The sequence below is a fragment of the Paracoccus solventivorans genome, from assembly GCF_900142875.1.
Taxonomy (GTDB): Bacteria; Pseudomonadota; Alphaproteobacteria; order Rhodobacterales; family Rhodobacteraceae; genus Paracoccus; species Paracoccus solventivorans.
Genome location: NZ_FRCK01000010.1, coordinates 15,850 through 32,085 on the forward strand (window position 1 = coordinate 15,850; position 16,236 = coordinate 32,085).

Annotated in this window: 18 protein-coding genes; 7 read left to right on the top strand and 11 right to left on the bottom strand. The window is 69.8% G+C overall.

Going from position 1 to position 16,236, the window contains the following annotated elements; all coding sequences use genetic code 11:
- Window positions 1-78 precede the first annotated feature (78 nt).
- Both BUB57_RS13420 and BUB57_RS13425 read right to left on the bottom strand, forming a co-directional pair.
- Window positions 79-1,677, bottom strand: a complete 1,599-nt coding sequence (locus tag BUB57_RS13420) for a peptide chain release factor 3 (protein WP_073067896.1) — start codon at window positions 1,675-1,677, stop codon at window positions 79-81.
- Window positions 1,678-1,795: 118 nt separating this feature from the next.
- A complete protein-coding gene (locus BUB57_RS13425) occupies window positions 1,796-2,674 on the bottom strand; it encodes a branched-chain amino acid aminotransferase (protein WP_073067898.1) in 879 nt (292 codons plus the stop codon).
- Window positions 2,675-2,821: 147 nt separating this feature from the next.
- On the opposite strand from BUB57_RS13425, the gene BUB57_RS13430 reads away from it, so the two are divergent.
- From BUB57_RS13430 to BUB57_RS13440, 3 genes are all read left to right on the top strand, one after another.
- Window positions 2,822-3,424: a MarR family winged helix-turn-helix transcriptional regulator gene (locus BUB57_RS13430; protein ID WP_084732155.1), complete on the top strand. Its 603-nt coding sequence runs from the start codon at window positions 2,822-2,824 to the stop codon at window positions 3,422-3,424.
- The gene (locus BUB57_RS13435) at window positions 3,421-4,161 is read left to right on the top strand and encodes a response regulator (protein WP_073067900.1); all 741 of its coding nucleotides are present in this window, start codon (window positions 3,421-3,423) and stop codon (window positions 4,159-4,161) included. Before BUB57_RS13430 ends, BUB57_RS13435 begins: the two co-directional genes overlap by 4 nt.
- 209 nt (window positions 4,162-4,370) lie before the next feature.
- Window positions 4,371-4,739, top strand: a complete 369-nt coding sequence (locus BUB57_RS13440) for a MarR family winged helix-turn-helix transcriptional regulator (RefSeq protein WP_073067902.1) — start codon at window positions 4,371-4,373, stop codon at window positions 4,737-4,739.
- A gap of 95 nt (window positions 4,740-4,834) precedes the next feature.
- Here BUB57_RS13440 and rfbA read toward each other — a convergent pair whose 3' ends face one another.
- The 5 genes from rfbA to rfbC all read right to left on the bottom strand — a co-directional run bounded on the left by rfbA (window position 4,835) and on the right by rfbC (window position 9,127).
- A complete protein-coding gene (gene rfbA / locus BUB57_RS13445) occupies window positions 4,835-5,716 on the bottom strand; it encodes a glucose-1-phosphate thymidylyltransferase RfbA (RefSeq protein WP_073067904.1) in 882 nt (293 codons plus the stop codon).
- Window positions 5,713-6,564: a dTDP-4-dehydrorhamnose reductase gene (gene rfbD, locus BUB57_RS13450; RefSeq protein ID WP_073067906.1), complete on the bottom strand. Its 852-nt coding sequence runs from the start codon at window positions 6,562-6,564 to the stop codon at window positions 5,713-5,715. Before rfbD ends, rfbA begins: the two co-directional genes overlap by 4 nt.
- Complete coding sequence (locus BUB57_RS13455) at window positions 6,561-7,475, bottom strand: hypothetical protein (RefSeq protein WP_073067908.1); 915 nt, start codon at window positions 7,473-7,475, stop codon at window positions 6,561-6,563. The genes rfbD and BUB57_RS13455 overlap by 4 nt, the downstream gene beginning before the upstream one ends.
- A gap of 63 nt (window positions 7,476-7,538) precedes the next feature.
- Window positions 7,539-8,576, bottom strand: coding sequence for a dTDP-glucose 4,6-dehydratase (gene rfbB, locus BUB57_RS13460; RefSeq protein WP_073067910.1), 1,038 nt, complete (start codon window positions 8,574-8,576; stop codon window positions 7,539-7,541).
- Window positions 8,573-9,127: a dTDP-4-dehydrorhamnose 3,5-epimerase gene (gene rfbC, locus BUB57_RS13465; RefSeq protein WP_073067911.1), complete on the bottom strand. Its 555-nt coding sequence runs from the start codon at window positions 9,125-9,127 to the stop codon at window positions 8,573-8,575. The genes rfbB and rfbC overlap by 4 nt, the downstream gene beginning before the upstream one ends.
- Window positions 9,128-9,194: 67 nt before the next feature.
- Here rfbC and rsmD point away from each other — a divergent pair, with 67 nt between their 5' ends.
- Window positions 9,195-9,773: a 16S rRNA (guanine(966)-N(2))-methyltransferase RsmD gene (gene rsmD, locus BUB57_RS13470; protein ID WP_073068069.1), complete on the top strand. Its 579-nt coding sequence runs from the start codon at window positions 9,195-9,197 to the stop codon at window positions 9,771-9,773.
- A gap of 69 nt (window positions 9,774-9,842) precedes the next feature.
- Here the strand turns inward: rsmD and mog are convergent, their stop codons facing one another.
- Window positions 9,843-10,385 carry a molybdopterin adenylyltransferase gene (gene mog / locus BUB57_RS13475; protein ID WP_073067913.1) on the bottom strand — a complete coding sequence of 181 codons (543 nt, stop codon included), beginning with the start codon at window positions 10,383-10,385 and terminating at the stop codon, window positions 9,843-9,845.
- A 181-nt stretch (window positions 10,386-10,566) separates the two neighbouring features.
- On the opposite strand from mog, the gene BUB57_RS13480 reads away from it, so the two are divergent.
- From BUB57_RS13480 to BUB57_RS16630, 3 genes are read left to right on the top strand one after another with little or no spacing between them, the layout of a single operon-like run.
- The gene (locus BUB57_RS13480) at window positions 10,567-11,220 is read left to right on the top strand and encodes a protein-L-isoaspartate O-methyltransferase family protein (protein WP_073067915.1); all 654 of its coding nucleotides are present in this window, start codon (window positions 10,567-10,569) and stop codon (window positions 11,218-11,220) included.
- Window positions 11,217-12,626 carry a TolC family outer membrane protein gene (locus BUB57_RS13485; protein ID WP_073067917.1) on the top strand — a complete coding sequence of 470 codons (1,410 nt, stop codon included), beginning with the start codon at window positions 11,217-11,219 and terminating at the stop codon, window positions 12,624-12,626. Before BUB57_RS13480 ends, BUB57_RS13485 begins: the two co-directional genes overlap by 4 nt.
- A 24-nt stretch (window positions 12,627-12,650) precedes the next feature.
- Window positions 12,651-13,496 carry a hypothetical protein gene (locus BUB57_RS16630; RefSeq protein WP_073067919.1) on the top strand — a complete coding sequence of 282 codons (846 nt, stop codon included), beginning with the start codon at window positions 12,651-12,653 and terminating at the stop codon, window positions 13,494-13,496.
- A 162-nt stretch (window positions 13,497-13,658) separates the two neighbouring features.
- Here BUB57_RS16630 and BUB57_RS13495 read toward each other — a convergent pair whose 3' ends face one another.
- Genes BUB57_RS13495 through surE form a run of 3 tightly spaced genes read right to left on the bottom strand, consistent with a single transcriptional unit; the run spans window position 13,659 to window position 16,192 of the window.
- Window positions 13,659-14,672, bottom strand: a complete 1,014-nt coding sequence (locus BUB57_RS13495) for a M23 family metallopeptidase (RefSeq protein WP_234952084.1) — start codon at window positions 14,670-14,672, stop codon at window positions 13,659-13,661.
- 32 nt (window positions 14,673-14,704) lie between these two features.
- Window positions 14,705-15,394, bottom strand: coding sequence for a protein-L-isoaspartate(D-aspartate) O-methyltransferase (locus BUB57_RS13500; RefSeq protein ID WP_073067923.1), 690 nt, complete (start codon window positions 15,392-15,394; stop codon window positions 14,705-14,707).
- A gap of 3 nt (window positions 15,395-15,397) precedes the next feature.
- Window positions 15,398-16,192 carry a 5'/3'-nucleotidase SurE gene (gene surE / locus BUB57_RS13505; protein ID WP_073067925.1) on the bottom strand — a complete coding sequence of 265 codons (795 nt, stop codon included), beginning with the start codon at window positions 16,190-16,192 and terminating at the stop codon, window positions 15,398-15,400.
- Window positions 16,193-16,236: the final 44 nt, after the last annotated feature.

The window sequence follows — 16,236 nt, forward strand, 5'->3', positions numbered from 1 at the left end:
CGCGCCCTCGACCGTCGGACAGCAGACCAACACTCAGGCCCCGTCAAAGGCGACATACGCCCACATATTGGGGAACCTTCACACCATCATCTCTTTCGTCGCCGTCAGCTTCAGCTCGGGATGATCGCGCACCACGCGGTCGATATCCCATTGCAGCCGGGTCAGATAGACCAGGTCGCCGTCGTTGTCGGTGGCCATGTGCTGCTTGTTGGTCTGCGCAAAGCCTTCGACCTTCTCCCTGGGCCCCGACAACCAGCGGGCGCTGGTGAACTGCGAGGGCTCGAAGCGCACAGGCAGGCCGTATTCCTGCTCGATCCGGCTGGCGAGCACGTCGAATTGCAGCGCGCCCACCACGCCGACGATGAAGCCGGAACCGATCATCGGGCGGAATACCTTGGCCGCGCCTTCCTCGGCGAATTGCATCAGCGCCTTTTCCAGATGCTTGGCCTTCATCGGGTCGCCCGCGCGGACGTTCTGCAGCAATTCCGGCGCAAATGACGGGATGCCGGTGAAACGCAGCGCCTCGCCCTCGGTCAGCGCATCGCCGATGCGCAATTGCCCGTGGTTGGGAATACCGATGATGTCGCCGGCCCAGGCCTCTTCGGCCAATTCGCGGTCGGCGGCCAGGAACAGAACCGGGTTCGTCACCGCCATCGGCTTTTTCGAACGCACGTGCAAAAGCTTCATCCCGCGCTGGAAATGGCCCGAGGCCATCCGCACGAACGCCACCCGGTCGCGGTGCTTGGGGTCCATGTTGGCCTGAACCTTGAAGACGAAGCCGGCGACCTTGTCCTCCTCGGGGGAAACCTGGCGCTCGGCGGCGGTCTGCGGCTGCGGCTGCGGGCCGAACTCGCCGATCCCCTCCATCAGCTCGCGCACGCCGAAGCTGTTGATGGCGCTGCCGAACCAGATCGGGGTCATGTGCCCTTCCAGGAACGACTTGCGGTCGAAACGGGGCAGCAGCTCGCGCGCCATCTCGATATCCTCGCGCAGTTTTTCCAGCTGCGCGGGGGGGATGTGCTCGGCCAGCTTGGGGTCGTCCAGCCCGCTCAGCCGCACCGATTCCGCCACCCGGTTGCGGTCGGCGCGGTCCATCAGCTCCAGCCGGTCGTGCAGCAGGTCGTAGCAGCCGATGAAATCGCGCCCCGACCCGATCGGCCAGCTGGCCGGCGCCACGTCGATGGCCAGATTCTCCTGGATCTCGTCGATGATCTCGAAGGTGTCGCGCGAGTCGCGGTCCATCTTGTTGCAGAAGGTCAGGATCGGCAGGTCGCGCATCCGGCAGACCTCGAACAGCTTGCGGGTCTGGCTTTCCACCCCCTTGGCGCCGTCGATCACCATGATCGCGGCGTCCACGGCGGTCAGGGTGCGATAGGTATCCTCGGAAAAATCGCTGTGGCCGGGGGTGTCGACCAGATTGAACCGATAGGGCCCGAAATCGAAGGACATGGCCGAGGCGGACACCGAAATCCCGCGGTCCTGCTCCATCTTCATGAAGTCGGACCGCGTGCGCCGCGCCTCGCCCTTGGCGCGCACCTGCCCGGCCATCTGGATGGCGCCGCCGAACAGCAGGAACTTTTCGGTCAGCGTGGTCTTGCCGGCGTCGGGGTGCGCGATGATCGCGAAGGTCCGGCGGCGGGCGATTTCGGGCGGCAGGGGGGGGCGATTGTCCAGCATGGGCGGGCTTTAACGCGCCCGCCCCGTCCCCGCAATGCCGCCCGTGGCACGGCGTGGCCTCATCTTCTGTCCGGAAATATCCCGGGGGTGCGGGGGCTGGCCCCCGCTCCGGCAGCGCTTACGACCGCACCAGCTCTTCGTAATCCCTGGCGATGTCGCGGGTGGTCTGGCCGACCTGGAAATGCCAGTCGCTGCCGATTTGGGCGACCGGGGTCACCTCGGCGGCCGAGCCGGTCAGGAAACATTCCTGGAAGCTCTCGACCTCTTCGGGCAGGATGTGGCGCTCGTGGACGACCAGCCCGCGGTCGCGGCAGCGCTGGATCACCGTCTGCCGGGTCAGCCCGTTCAGGAACACGTCGGCCAGCGGGGTGTGGACCTCGCCGTCCTTGATGAAGAAGACGTTAGCCCCGGTCGCCTCGGCCACATAACCGCGATAGTCCATGAACAGCGCATCCGAGCAGCCCTTGGCCTCGGCCGCGTGCTTGGACATGGTGCAGATCATGTACAGCCCGGCCGCCTTGGCCGCCACGGGGATGGTTTCCGGGCTGGGACGCTTCCACTTGGCGATGTCAATCTTGGCGCCCTGCCATTTCGCGTCGCCGTAATAGCTGCCCCATTCCCAGCCCGACACCGCCATCCGCACCGGGTTGTTGCGCGCGGAAACCCCCATGTCCGTCCCGGCGCCGCGGAAGGCCAGAACCCGCACATAGGCATCCTTGCCGGTGAAACCATTCGCCTCGAGGAACTCCTGCTTGGCGGCCTCGATCTGGTCGACGCCATAGGGGATCTCCATGTCCAGCAGCTCGCCGGACTTGCGCAGCCGCTCGGAATGCTCGCGCGACTTGAAGATCTTGCCGCCGTAGCAGCGTTCGCCCTCGAACACGGCGCTGGCATAATGCAGGGCGTGGGTAAGGATATGGACGCGCGCGTCACGCCACTCGATCAGCTCGCCATCCATCCAGATCCGGCCGTCGCGGTCTTCGTAGCTGCCTGCCATGATGGTTTTCGGACCCCCGTTTTTCCGATTGTTTCGCACAACCCCGGCCCACAGGCAAAAAGTTGCGCCTTGGACAGCGCTAGAGATTGTTTCTTGGAAAGTCAACATCACTGTCCTATCCTTGGCGCGACAGCAGAGGGAAAATCCATGCACCACCAGGGTTCGCCTGACGACCACGCCCCGGCCGCCACCGCGGACCCGGACGCCCATCCCGTTGCCGCCCCCAGCGACGAGCAGGTCCGGCGCGGGATCGAGGCGATGTATTTCGCCTATCGCGCCTTCACCTCGGACCCCGACCTGATCCTGGACCAGATCGGCTACGGCCGCGCCCACCACCGCACCCTGCATTTCATCAACCGGGAGCCGGGGCTGACGGTGACGGCGCTGCTGGCGGTGCTGGGGGTGACCAAGCAGTCGCTGAACCGGGTGCTGCGGGCGCTGATCGAGGACGGGCTGGTCGACAGCCGCGTCGGCAGCCGCGACCGGCGCGAGCGCCAGCTGTGCCTGACCGACAAGGGCGCGGCGCTGGAACGCCGCCTGTCGCAGGCGCAGCGCGCCCGGGTCCGCGCCGCCTATCATGCCGCCGGGCCGCAGGCGGTCGAGGGGTTCCGGCTGGTGCTCGAGGCGATGATGGACGCCGAGATGCTGGCGCGGTTCCACGCCCTGTCCGAACCCGCCCCCGACCAGCATCGCACGGCCGAAACCGACCCCGTGCCCGCGTCGGAACGCCGCACCGAGGCCGCCGAATGAACCAGCCCTCCGACGCGGCGGCCGGGGCCGCCCCCGCCCACCCCGAGGCCCATCTGCTGATCGTGGACGACGACGAGCGCATCCGCTCGCTTCTGCGCCGGTTTCTGGTGCGCCACGGCTATTTCGTCACCGCCGCCCGCGACGCCGCACAGGCCCGCCGGCTGCTGGCGGGGCTCGAATTCGACCTGATCGTGCTGGACGTGATGATGCCGGGCGAGGACGGGCTGGAGCTGACCCGCGCCCTGCGCCGGCAGGGCGACACCCCGATCCTGCTGCTGACCGCGCGCGGCGACACCGACGACCGCATCACCGGGCTGGAATCGGGGGCCGACGACTATCTGGCCAAGCCCTTCGAGCCGCGCGAGCTGCTGCTGCGGATCGCCGCGATCCTGCGGCGGATGCCCTCGGTTACCAGCCAGGGGCCCAAGTTCCTGTCGCTGGGCCCGCTACGCTACGACAGCGCCAAGGGGGAATTGTGGCAGGGCGACGCCCCGGTGCGTCTGACCGGCACCGAACAGGCGCTGATGCGCCGGCTGGCCCAGACCCCGCGCGAGGCCGTGGACCGCCCCACCCTGATCGAGGAGCTGGGCCGCGACCCCGACGAGGTGGGCGAGAACTCGGAACGCGCCATCGACGTGCAGATCACCCGCCTGCGCCGCAAGATCGAGCCGGACCCGCGCGAGCCGCGTTACCTGCAGACGGTGCGGGGCGCGGGATACATGTTGGTTCCCGACTGAGCCGGGGCGATCCGTCGCCGCCGGGGCGGGGGTTTTCTACCCGCCGCAGCCCCGGAGGTTATTTCATAAGGAAGAAATTACCAACAAACCTGCACAAGAGCCCCCCAGACAGGCGACTCGCAAGCTCATGCGACTGGACACAAAGTCCCCATATAGGTACATAATGGATCCCAATAAGGGCAGAGCACAAGACATAGAAAGACCCGCCAATGAGCGCTGACGACAGTGACAAAGTGAAAGAGGCGATGCACCGTCTTTTCTGGGTGGTGGAGGAAGTTCGTCGACAATATCCCCGCATGGAATTGGGGCAACTGGCGATCTTACTTAGCGTCCTTGCCGAGCCCGGAATGTGGGCCAGGGACCTCACCGGAAAGGTCAAGCTTAAGAAGTCGGCTCTCTCTCGGAACGTGAAAGCCCTCTCCAATCTCTCCTACCTGATGGATGAAGAGGGCAACCGTCGCGAGGGACTCGACCTGATCACGCAAATACCGGATGCCCTCGACCAGAGGGCATACCTGTTAACCCCGACGGAGAAAGGGCGCGACCTGGCTGAACGGCTGGCCGCACTGATGAGATAAAAGTAACATGAAGCCGGCGAGGAAGAGAGGAGCGTGCTGGCAAGCCGATGTGGGCACTCAGACGGAGACGCCATCGCCTACCGGAGACGCGGCCCCTAGTCCAGCAGCCCGGCCAGATACCTTCCATATTCATTCTTGCCGAACATCCTGGCGCGGGCGCGCAGGTCGTCGTCGCTGATCCAGCCTTGCAGATGGGCGATCTCGTCGGGGCAGCCGGACTGCATGCCCTGACGCTGTTCCAGCGTGCGCACGAAATTGCCCGCATCCAGCAGGCTGGCGTGGGTGCCGGTGTCGAGCCAGGCATAGCCGCGGCCCATCCTTTCCACGGTCAGCCGGCCCTCGTGCAGATAGGTTTCCAGCAGGGTGGTGATTTCCAGCTCGCCGCGGGCCGAGGGCTGCACCTGGCGCGCGCGGCGCGGCGCGTCGGCGTCGAGGAAATAGAGCCCGGTCACCGCGTAGTTCGAGGGCGGCTGCGCGGGTTTCTCGATGATCTGCACCGCCCGGTCTCGCGCGTCGAAGGCGACCACGCCGTAGCGTTCGGGGTCGGCGACGTGATAGCCGAACACCGTCGCATCCGCCCGCGCATCGGCCGCCGCCAGCAGTTGCGTCAACCCGTGGCCGTAGAAGATGTTGTCGCCCAGCACCATGGCCGAGGGCGCGCCGGCCAGGAACTCCTCGGCCAGGATATAGGCCTGCGCCAGCCCCTCGGGGCGGGGCTGGACCAGATACTCCAGCCGCAGCCCCCATTGGCTGCCGTCGCCCAGCAAGCGCTGGAACTGGGTCTGGTCGTCCGGCGTGGTGATGATCGCGATCTCGCGGATGCCGGTCAGCATCAGCACCGACAGCGGGTAGTAGATCATCGGCTTGTCGTAGATCGGCAGCAGCTGTTTCGACACCCCCATGGTGATCGGATAAAGCCGCGTCCCCGAGCCGCCCGCCAGGATGATGCCCTTGCGCCCGGATGTGGTGGTGGTCATGCGTTCAGCTCCGTGATCACGCGGTCGAGGCCCTTGCGCCAGTCGGGGCGCGCGATGCCGAAGTCGCGCGCGATCGCCGTGCAGTCCAGCCGCGAGTTCAGCGGCCGCCGCGCCGGCGTCGGGTATGCGCTGGTCGGGATGTCCTGAACCTCGGGGGCCAGCCCCGAGCGGGCGAAGATCTCGCGCGCGAAGCCCGCCCAGCTGACGTCGGGGGCGCCGGCGAAATGGTAGATGCCGCCCAGCGACGGGTCGGCGCGCATCGCCTGCGCCATGGTCAGCAGCGCGGCGGCGATGTCCGCGGCCGGGGTGGGGCCGCCGATCTGGTCGGCGACGATGGTCAGCCGGTCGCGCTCGGCTCCCAGCCGCCGCATGGTGCGCACGAAATTATTGCCATGCGCGGAAAACACCCAGCTGGTGCGCAGCACCGCCCATTGTCCGCCGGCGGCGGCAATGGCGCGCTCACCCTCCAGCTTGGTCTGCCCGTAGACCCCCAGCGGGCCGGTCGGGGCATCCTCGGCGCGCGGGGCCTCGCCCGCGCCGTCGAAGACGTAATCGGTCGAGACATGCAGGAACGGGATCCCCAGCCCGGCGCAGGCTGCGGCCATGGCGCCGGGGGCCTCGGCATTGACCAGACGCGCGGTGACGGCGTCGCTTTCGGCGCGGTCGACGGCGGTATAGGCGGCGGCGTTGACGACGGCGGCAGGGGCTGCGTCGCGGATCAGCGCCGCGCAGGCGTCGGGGCGGGTCAGGTCGGCCTCGTCGCGGCCGGCCAGCCGGGCGGTGGGGACCAGCCGCGCCAGCTCCGTCGCCACCTGCCCGGTGCGGCCAAAGATCAGCAGCCCATTCATGCCGCCCCCGCCGTCCTGCGGTCCAGTTCTTCGGCCATCGCCTGCAGCAGCCAGCCCGAGGTCGGCTGCCCCGCGCAACCCGCCTGCAGCTGCGCCAGCGCCGTGGCCAGCCTGTCAGCCGCGCCCGGGATGGCGCCGCCCTGCTGGCGCGCCAGCTCGCGCAGCGTGTCGTTGCTGGTGTCCAGCGTCTGCTGCATCAGGGCCAGCAGCGCGTCGCGCGGCCCGCCCGCCTCGCCCAGGGCGTTGATCGCCAGCACCACCGGCACCACCGAATCGGCGATGGATTCGTGGCGGCGCGCCGGGATGGTGGCGCGGGCCGGATCGACCTCGAGCGCGCGGGCCAGCTTCGGCATCCAGTCGTCCAGCGAGGACAGCTCGATCAGGTCGCGCGCCCCGAAGCCTGCAACCAGATCGCGCCGCAGCGCCTTGAGATCGGTCAGCTTCTGCACCCGCGGCCGGGCGGCGAAATCGGCCATGTCGATGCTCAGCGCGAAATCCATCCCCGGCTCGGGGCGGTTGATCATGCATTGCTTCCACATGGAACGCTGCCAGCCCGACAGGTCGCGGGTCATCAGGATCAGGCGCACGTCCCAGCCCGCGGTCGCCTGCCGGAACCACTCCAGCCGCTCTTGCGGGAAATCGTGGAAATGCAGGGTCAGCCCCTCGGCCGAGATCAGCACGTCGCCGCCCGCGCCCGCCAGCACCTCGGGCAGGCGTTGGTCCGGGCCGCCCAGCAACGCCTCGACCAGCCAGCGGTGCCGCCCGGCCATCAGCCCGCAGTCGTCCACCTCGGGCCAGACCAGCCCCTGCGCCGCCATCAGCTTGCGGTTGGTCGCGGCCCAGTCCTGCAGCGCCGAGGATCCGCAATGCGGCAGCCCCACATGCAAAAACAGCGAACGCCGCCCCGCCATCACGCCGCCCCCGGGGCGCCAAGGGGCTTCTTTCTGGCCCAAATACCCATGCGGCCCCGCATCTCAGCCCGTCCCCAGCCGCTGGCCGACGCCCTCGCGGTCCAGCAGCGGCTGCCACCAGGAAACATTTTCCAGATACCAGGCCACGGTGCGGCGCAGCCCTTCCTCGACCGTGACCGAGGGGCGCCAGCCCAGCTCGCCGCGGATGCGGGTCGGGTCGATGGCATAGCGGCGGTCGTGGCCGGGGCGGTCGGCGACAAAGCGGATCAGCCGCTCATGAGGCGCCGCTTGCGGGCGCCGCGCGTCCAGATGCGCGCAAATCATCCGCACCAGATCGATGTTGGTGGCCTCGTTCTCGCCGCCGATATTGTAGCTGCGCCCGACCGCGCCCCGTTCCAGGCACAGCAGCAGCGCATCGGCGTGATCCTCGACATAAAGCCAGTCGCGCACATTGCCGCCGTCGCCATAGACCGGGATCTCGCGCCCGTGCAGCGCATTCAGGATCACCACCGGCACCAGCTTTTCCGGGAAATGATAGGGTCCGTAGTTGTTCGAGCAATTGGTCAGCACCACCGGCAGCCCGTAGGTCTCAAACCACGCCCGCACCAGATGGTCGCTGGCGGCCTTGCTGGCCGAATAGGGGCTGCGCGGGTCATAGGGCGTGGTTTCGGTGAACTGCCCGGTCGGGCCAAGGCTGCCGAACACCTCGTCGGTCGAGATATGGTGGAAGCGGAACCCCTCGGGCCGGCCCTCGCGCAGCCAGTATCCCCGCGCCGCCTCCAGCAGGTTGTAGGTGCCGGTGATGTTGGTCTCGATGAAGGCGCCGGGCCCGTCGATGGAACGGTCCACATGGCTTTCCGCCGCCAGATGCATCACCGCATCGGGGCGATGGGTGGCCAGGATGCGGTCCAGCGCCGCGCGGTCGCGGATATCGGCGTGCTCGAAGGCGTAAAGCGGACTCTCCGCCACGCTGGCCACGTTCTCCAGGTTGGCCGCATAGGTCAGCGCGTCCAGGTTCACCACCTGATGCCCGCGGGCCACCGCCAGCCGCACCACCGCCGAGCCGATGAACCCCGCGCCCCCGGTCACCAGAATCTTCATGGCGTCCCCTCGAACGGCGACTGCCAACCCACAAACGCCGGCGCCGCCGCGTCCTTGTCGGACAGCACCGGCGCCTCGACGCCCCAGTCGATCCCCAGCGAATCCCAGCGCACCGCCCCGTCCAAGCCCGCGTCATAATGGGCGGTGCATTTATAGACGATCTCGGTGTCGTCCTCGCGGGTGACGAACCCGTGCAGGAACCCCGGCGGGATCCATAGCTGCCGCCCGTTCTCGAAGCTCAGCTCGACCCCGACCCAGCGCCCGTAATGGGCCGAGCCGCGCCGCGCATCCACCGCCACGTCGTAAAGCCGCCCGCGCCCGCAGCGCACCAGCTTGCCCTGCGCATGCGGCGGCGCCTGGTAATGCAGCCCCCGCAACGTGCCCGCCCGTGCCGACAGCGAATGGTTGTCCTGCACGAACTCGGGCAGATGCACCCCCGCCTGTTCCAGCGTCCGCCGGTTCCAGCTTTCCGAAAAAAATCCGCGGTGATCCCCGAACCGCGCCGGCGTCAGCACCAGCACCCCCGGCAGACCGCTTTCCTCGATACGCATCTCGCACCTCTGCTCTCCACGGCGACTTGCCATTTCTCGCGCCAAAGTGAAAGCCATGCGCGCGCTGATGCAGAAAAGGACCGCCGCCATGCGAATCGTCTCTGGCCGCCTGCGCGGGCTCAAGCTGGCGGATGTGGGCGCGGGCGACCCGGGGGCGCATCTGCGCCCGACCTCGGACCGGGTGCGCGAATCCATGTTCAACCTGATCCAGAACAGCCACGGCTTCGGGTTCGAGGGCGTGCGCGTGCTCGACCTGTTCGCCGGAACCGGGGCGCTGGGGCTCGAGGCGCTGTCGCGCGGCGCCGCCCGCGTGGCCTTCGTGGACGAGGGCGCCGCCGCCCGCGCCCTGCTGCGCGAGAATGTCGAAAAAGCCCGCGCCATGGGCGCCACCGACATCTGGCGCCGCGACGCGACGAAGCTGGGCCCGAACCGCGGCGCGGGCTACGTCCTGATCTTCCTCGACCCCCCCTATGGCCAGCGGCTGGGCGAGGCCGCGCTGGCCTCGGCGCTCGCCGGCAACTGGCTTGCCCCCGGGGCGCTGGTGGTGTGGGAGGAAGACACCGCCCCCCTGCCCCCGCCCGGCCTGACCCAGATCGACCAGCGCCGCTACGGCGACACGCTGGTCACGCTGCTGCGCGCGCCCTGATCCGGGCGCCCCTCTTCTTCATCACCCAAATATCCTGGGGTCCGGGGCAGAGCCCCGGTCGAGCCGGTCTCAGACTTTCGGGCGGAACGCCACGATCTTCGCCGGGTCCGTCTCGATCCGCGCCGCGCCGATCAGGTCCAGGCAATAGGGCACCGCCGCGAATACCGCGTTCAGGCAGGTGGCGATGGCGGCGGGCTTGCCGGGCAGCAGGATCATCAGGCAGGCGTCGCGGATGCCGGCGGCCTGGCGCGACAGGATCGCGGTCGGCACGCCCTCGGCCAGGCTGGCGCGGCGCATCTCCTCGCCGAAGCCGGCCAGCTCCTTCTCGATCACATCGGCCAGCGCCTCGGGGGTCTCGTCGCGCGGCGCGGGGCCGGTGCCGCCCGAGATCAGGATCAGGTCCGCGCCTTCGCCATCGGCAAGCTTGCGCAGGGTCGCGGCCACGCCCTCGCGCCCGTCGGGGATGACATGGCGGGTGACCTGCATGTCCGAGATCACCACCTCGCGCAGCCAGGCCTCGGCGGCAGGGCCGCTGCGGTCCTCGTATTCGCCGCGGCTGGCGCGGTCGGATACGGTGACGACGGCGATGCGGGCGGTCTGGCGCTGGGTCATGGCGGACTCCTGAAACGATTGCAGCCGTATACTGCCTGCAATGGCGCCGGATGGGAACGGCCGCAGCCCCTTCGCCCACACCCCGCGCGGCCATGCCGCAAGCCGCCCGGCGTTGCGGCGTTGCCCCGGGCGGCCGATCGTGGCATTGATGCGCCTGAACCGACAGCCGGATTTTGCCCCTATGACCGATTTCCAGGATCGCCGCACGATGATGGTGGACACGCAGGTCCGCCCCAACGACGTGACGAAATACAACGTCATCGCCGCCATGCTCGAGATCCCGCGCGAGGATTTCGTCCCCGAATCCCGCCGCGACGTCGCCTATGTCGGCGAGAATATCGAACTGGGCCACGGCCGCGTGCTGCTTGAGCCGCGCACCCTGGCAAAGATGATCGACACGCTGGACGTGCAGCCCGACGAGCTGGTGCTCGATGTCGGCACCGGCCTGGGCTATTCCGCCGCGGTGCTGGGGCGGCTGGCGCAGGCCGTCGTCGCGGTCGAGGAAAACGTCGATCTCGCCGCCGCCGCCACCCGCAGCCTGGCCGCCGCCGGCGCCGACAACGTGGCGGTGGTGCAGGGGCCGCTGGCCCAGGGCCACGCCGCGCAGGCGCCCTATGACGCGATCCTGATCGGCGGCGGCATCGAGGTGTTTCCCGACGCCTTCACCGAGCAGCTGGCCGAGGGCGGCCGCATCATCGCCCTGTTCCGCGACGGCGCGCTAGGGGTGGCGCGGCTGGGGATCAAGCTCGACGGGGTAATCAACTGGCGCTTCGCCTTCAACGCGGTCGCCCCGGTGCTGCCCGGCTTCGCGCGCCGCCCGGGGTTCACCCTATGATCCGCCGTCGCCTTGCCGCAGCCGCGCTGGTTCTGGGGACGCTGCTGTCCTCGCCCGCGGCCTGGGCCGAATCGCTGGCGGACACGCTGGTCGGCGCCTATCGCCACTCGGCGCTGATCGAGCAGAACCGCGCCGTGCTGCGCGCCGCGGACGAGGATGTGGCGGCCGCCATGGCCTCGCTGCGGCCGGTGGTGCAATGGGCGGCGGCGCATAATTTCCAGCAGGTCGACGGGGCCGAGGGCGTGTCCTCCTCGCTCGAGATCGCGGCGCAGATGACGCTGTTCGACTGGGGCCGCAACCAGCTGGCCATCGACATCGCCAAGGAACAGGTGCTGGCCACCCGCGAATCGCTGGTCGCCGTGGAACAGGACGTGCTGCTGGGCGCAGTGCGGGCGTTCCTGGACGTGCGCAGCGCCGAACAGCAGGTGGCGCTGCAGGAAAACTCGGTCACCGTGCTGACCCGTGAACGCCAGGCCGCGCAGGACCGTTTCGACGTGGGCGAGATCACCTCGACCGACGTGGCGCTGGCCGAGGCGCAGCTGGCCGCAAGCCGTGCCGCCCGCGCCGCGGCGCAGGGGCAGCTGGAGATCGCCCGCGAAAGCTATCGCGCCGCGGTGGGACGGGCGCCCGGGCGGCTTGACCCGCCGCCGCCGCTGCCGAAACGCCCCGCCTCGCTCGAAGCGGCGCAGGGCACCGCGCGCGGCAGCCACCCGGCGATCCGCCAGTCCAAGCGCACCGTCGCCGCCGCCGAGCTGGGCGTCGCCGCCGCCGCGGCCGAGCGCAGCCCGACCATCACCGGCAGCGTTTCGCTGGGCACCACCCGCAGTTCGAGCGATAGCACCGCTATTACCGGCGCAAGTCGGATTACACGGGACCCCTCGACCCTCAGTGCCGGCATCCAGGCCAACCAGACGCTGTATTCCGGCGGCCGCCTGCCCGCGGTCCATCGCCGCGCCATGGCGCAGCGCGATTCGGCGCGCTCGGCGCTGCTGAACATCTCGCGCCAGGTCGACGAATCGGTGGCGGTGGCCTGGGCCAACATCGACGTGGCCCGCGCCCAGATCGGCGCCATCGACGAACAGATCTCGGCCGCGCAACAGGCGTATGAGGGCGTGCGCGAGGAAGCGATGCTGGGCGCGCGCACCACGCTGGACGTGCTGGACGCGGAACAGAACCTGCTCCAGGCACGGGCCGATAAAATTACTGCAGAAGCCAACCTGCAGTTAGCACATTATCAACTCTTGGCCTCTATGGGTTTGCTGACGGTAGAACACCTGAAGCTGGGGATTCCGACCTATGACCCATCGGCCTATTACAACGCGGTGCGCAACGCGCCCTATACCAGCACCCAGGGCGAGAACCTCGACCGCGTGCTGCGTGCGATCGGCAAGCAGCCGCGGAACTGATCGCCCCGTTGCCGGGGGCGTGCGATGAGCGCGCCCCTGCACATAGAAAGCCCCCAGGGGGCTGACAACGGCGACGTGCTCGCCTCGATCCGGCGGCTGATTTCCAGCACCGATGCGGCCGCGCCGCCCCTCGCGCCGCAGGGCGCGGCCGTTGGCAGCACCTCACCCAACATGCCGTTGCGGCTGCGGCCGGATGCGCTGGTGGCAACCAGTGACATGGGCGCGCAATCCGAACCCCTTGCCCACCCTGCGCCGCCCGGCTGCCTTGCCGATCCGGCCCTGCTGCCCCCCGGCCAAGCCGATTCAGCGCCGCGGTCCCCCGGACGCGCCGAGCAGCCGGAGGCGCTGGAGGCAGCTGGCGTTATGGGCGAGCCGCCCGAGCCCCCTGCCAACCCTGCGCCGCCCCGCAGCCTTGCCGATCAGGCTCTGCCGTCCCCCAACCGTGCTGATTCGGCGCCGCTGCCCCGGAACCTGGCCGAGGACGCCCAAGCGCCGCGCATCTCCCCTCCACCGATGGTCCCGACTGCTGCCGCCCCGATCCCGGCCGCCCGGTCCGAACTCCAATCCGATGACGAAGGAACCGACATGCACGCCCTGCACTCCGCCGCTGCCCCGCATTTCTACCTCGACGCAACCGCCGAGCCGGCAGCGGCCGAGGCCACCCCGCAGTTGCACATCCCCGCGCCGGCCAGCACCACCCCCAGCTCCGCGCCCGCCGACAACCCCCTGCGCGCGCTCCTGCGCGGGGCGGTGCGCGACGAACTGGAACGCGAGATGCGCCACCGGCTGGAAACCGACCTGCGGCAACTGATCCGCACCGAGCTTTCCGCCGCCCTGACCGAGGCCCTGATCCGCCCCGCAGCCGCCTGAGCGGAAGGCGCGGCACTGTGCCGTCAGGGTTCCTTATTGGGGGCACGCATTCGGCAAGCCAAATGTGTTGTCTGCGAGGAAAAGGGCGCCGCAGGGCGAGAACACCAGAGCCTCCCGCCCTTCTCACACCGCGCGCAAGCCCCGGCACCGGATGGCTGCAGATTACAGATACCCCTCCGGGTCCACGCTGTCGAAGCCCTTGCGGACCTCGAAATGCAGCACGCCGCTGCTGCGGGCGGCGCCGATGCTTTGGCCGCGGGACACGCTGTCGCCCTTGTTGACCGACAGCTTGTCGACGCCGGCGTAGACGGTCATCAGCCCGTCGTCGTGGCGCACCACCACGATCGGCACGCCGTCGGTGTCGCGGGTCACCGCCGCGACGGTGCCGCCGCTCGCCGCCTTGACGGGGGAGCCGGGGGCGGCGGCGATGTCGATGCCCTCGTTCGTGCCCTTCTTGTAGGTGCGGATGATCGAGCCGCTGGCCGGCATCGCGAACCTGCCGCTGCCCGAGGCCGCGGTGCGGGTTTGGCCCAGGTCGGGAGCGGCCGTCGCCGGCGCGGCGGTGGCCGGGCGGGTTTGTTCGTTCGGCAGCGGCTGGGTCGAGGAGGGCGGCTGCGGCGTGGCCGAGCCGACGCCGGGGGCCGCCACCACCGCGCGCCCGGCCGCGCCCGTCGCCGGGATCGCCAATCGCTGGCCGGCGCGGACGGTCATCGTCTCGGGCAGGCCATTGGCGCGGGCAAGGTCCTGCACGGTGATCCCGTAGCGCCGCGCGATCGACCAGGGGGTTTCGCCCGCGACCACGGTGTGGACGGCGGCGGCCTGCTGCCCTGCGGCGGCCCCGGGCGCCTTCACCCCCTGCCCCGCAAACGGGTCGGTGACCTGCTGGGTCGCCGCGCCGCCGGCCGCGCCCCCGAAGATCCCGCCCGAGGGCCAGCGCAGCACCGGCATCTGAAAGCTGCCGAGCCCCGGGATCACCGCCTGGGTCCCGGCCGCGGCGCCCGGCTGCGCCGGGGCGGCGGTGCCGGGCATCGTCCCCGGCGCGGCGCAGCCCGCCAGCGCCAGCACCAGCGCACAGCCCAGGCCCCGGACCGCGCCCGGCACCGGCCTGCAGCCAGGCGCCGCCCCTGCCGCAAGCCCCGCGCGATCCCGCATAAGCGCCGCAACCGAATTGCTCATCTGCCCGTCCTCATCCGTCATTGCGCCGGGGGTCATGTCTGTCCCAACCCCTCGACCAGCGGCACGAACCGCACCTGCCGCATCTCGTCATAGGCGAAGCCCGTCTCGGTCCGCGTCACGCGGATCAGCGTCTGCACCGCGTCCGACTGTCCGACCGGCACCACCATGATACCGCCGACCTTCAGTTGCGACAACAGCGGCCCCGGCGGGTCTTCGGCCGCCGCGGTCACCATGATGCGATCAAAGGGCGCCTGTTCCGGCAGCCCGAACGAGCCGTCGGCCACCCGCGCGGTGATGTTGGTCAGCCCCTGGGCGCGGAAAACCGCCTCGGCCTCGGTCACCAGCCGGCGATGGCGGTCCACGGTCAGCACGCGGCGGCACAGCACCGACAGCACCGCCGCCTGATAGCCGGACCCCGTGCCGATTTCCAGCACCGTGTCCCGCGGCCCCGGGCTCAGCGCCTGCGTCATCAGCCCCACGACCGAAGGCTGGCTGATCGTCTGCCCGCAGGCGATGGGCAGGGGGGTGTCCTCGTAGGCGCGATCCTCGAAATGGCCGCGGACAAAGGCGCCACGGTCGATCCGCTCCATCGCGGCCAGAACCCGCGGGTCGGTCACCCCGCGCGAGCGCAGCGCGAACAGGAACCGCATCTGCCGCTCGGCCTGGTCCCCGGCGTCGTCGTCGAATGCCCCGCCGTGATCGTCGTCTGGACCGGGGACCATGGCTCAGACCTCGCCCAGCACCGCGGCCAACCGGCCGGTGGTGGCCATGCAGGTCAGGTCCGGCCGCATCGGGGTCACCGCGACGTGGTTGGCCAGCAGCGCCTCGACATCGCTGCCCGGTGCGGCGGCGGCGGTCTGCCCGCCGCCCGCGATCCACAGGAAGCGGCGGCCGTTCGGCGCCACCTGCGCCTGCACCCCGAAGCGCACATCTACCCGCCGTCCCTGCGGCGCGGCGCGGATGCCCTGCACCTCGGAGGCCGCGCAGGGCGGGAAATTCACGTTGTAGAACAGCGGGTATTCGTCGGATTCGCCCCAGTCGGCGTGGTCGAGCAGCGCCCGGATCACCCGCGCCCCGTGGCGGCGGGCGCATTCGAACGGGTCGTCCAGCCGCGCGGTGCCCGGCCCCAGATACTGCGACAGCGCGACGGCGCGCACGCCCTGCAGCGCGCCCTCCATCGCGCCGCCGACGGTGCCGGAATACATCGCATTCTCGCCGGCGTTGTTGCCGCGGTTCACCCCCGACAGCACCAGGTCCGGGCGCCGGTCCAGCATGATGTCGCCCAGGCCCGCCAGCACGCAATCGGCGGGGCTGCCCTCGGCCGCCCAGCGGCGCGGGCCCAGCTGGGCGATCAGCGTCGGGTGGGCATAGCTGATGCAATGGCCGACGCCCGATTGCTCGAACGCCGGGGCGACGGTCCAGACCTCGCCCATCGGGCCGGCGACCTCGGCCGCGATCTCGGCCAGCGCGTCCAGCCCCGGCGCGTTGATGCCGTCGTCGTTGGTGATCAGTATCCGCATCCTGTCTTCCTGCCTGCGGCGCGGCCCTTGCGCGATGCCCCCGC

Coding starts and splice junctions, on each gene's coding strand:
- BUB57_RS13425 (WP_073067898.1), bottom strand. CDS start 2,674: ATGGCAGGCAGCTACGAAGACCGCGACGGCCGGATCTGGATGGATGGC.
- mog (WP_073067913.1), bottom strand. CDS start 10,385: ATGACCCAGCGCCAGACCGCCCGCATCGCCGTCGTCACCGTATCCGAC.
- rsmD (WP_073068069.1), top strand. CDS start 9,195: ATGCAGAAAAGGACCGCCGCCATGCGAATCGTCTCTGGCCGCCTGCGC.
- rfbD (WP_073067906.1), bottom strand. CDS start 6,564: ATGAATGGGCTGCTGATCTTTGGCCGCACCGGGCAGGTGGCGACGGAG.
- BUB57_RS13480 (WP_073067915.1), top strand. CDS start 10,567: ATGACCGATTTCCAGGATCGCCGCACGATGATGGTGGACACGCAGGTC.
- BUB57_RS13435 (WP_073067900.1), top strand. CDS start 3,421: ATGAACCAGCCCTCCGACGCGGCGGCCGGGGCCGCCCCCGCCCACCCC.
- BUB57_RS13420 (WP_073067896.1), bottom strand. CDS start 1,677: ATGCTGGACAATCGCCCCCCCCTGCCGCCCGAAATCGCCCGCCGCCGG.
- BUB57_RS13495 (WP_234952084.1), bottom strand. CDS start 14,672: ATGAGCAATTCGGTTGCGGCGCTTATGCGGGATCGCGCGGGGCTTGCG.
- BUB57_RS13485 (WP_073067917.1), top strand. CDS start 11,217: ATGATCCGCCGTCGCCTTGCCGCAGCCGCGCTGGTTCTGGGGACGCTG.
- rfbB (WP_073067910.1), bottom strand. CDS start 8,576: ATGAAGATTCTGGTGACCGGGGGCGCGGGGTTCATCGGCTCGGCGGTG.
- BUB57_RS13455 (WP_073067908.1), bottom strand. CDS start 7,475: ATGGCGGGGCGGCGTTCGCTGTTTTTGCATGTGGGGCTGCCGCATTGC.
- surE (WP_073067925.1), bottom strand. CDS start 16,192: ATGCGGATACTGATCACCAACGACGACGGCATCAACGCGCCGGGGCTG.
- rfbC (WP_073067911.1), bottom strand. CDS start 9,127: ATGCGTATCGAGGAAAGCGGTCTGCCGGGGGTGCTGGTGCTGACGCCG.
- BUB57_RS13440 (WP_073067902.1), top strand. CDS start 4,371: ATGAGCGCTGACGACAGTGACAAAGTGAAAGAGGCGATGCACCGTCTT.
- rfbA (WP_073067904.1), bottom strand. CDS start 5,716: ATGACCACCACCACATCCGGGCGCAAGGGCATCATCCTGGCGGGCGGC.
- BUB57_RS16630 (WP_073067919.1), top strand. CDS start 12,651: ATGAGCGCGCCCCTGCACATAGAAAGCCCCCAGGGGGCTGACAACGGC.
- BUB57_RS13430 (WP_084732155.1), top strand. CDS start 2,822: ATGCACCACCAGGGTTCGCCTGACGACCACGCCCCGGCCGCCACCGCG.
- BUB57_RS13500 (WP_073067923.1), bottom strand. CDS start 15,394: ATGGTCCCCGGTCCAGACGACGATCACGGCGGGGCATTCGACGACGAC.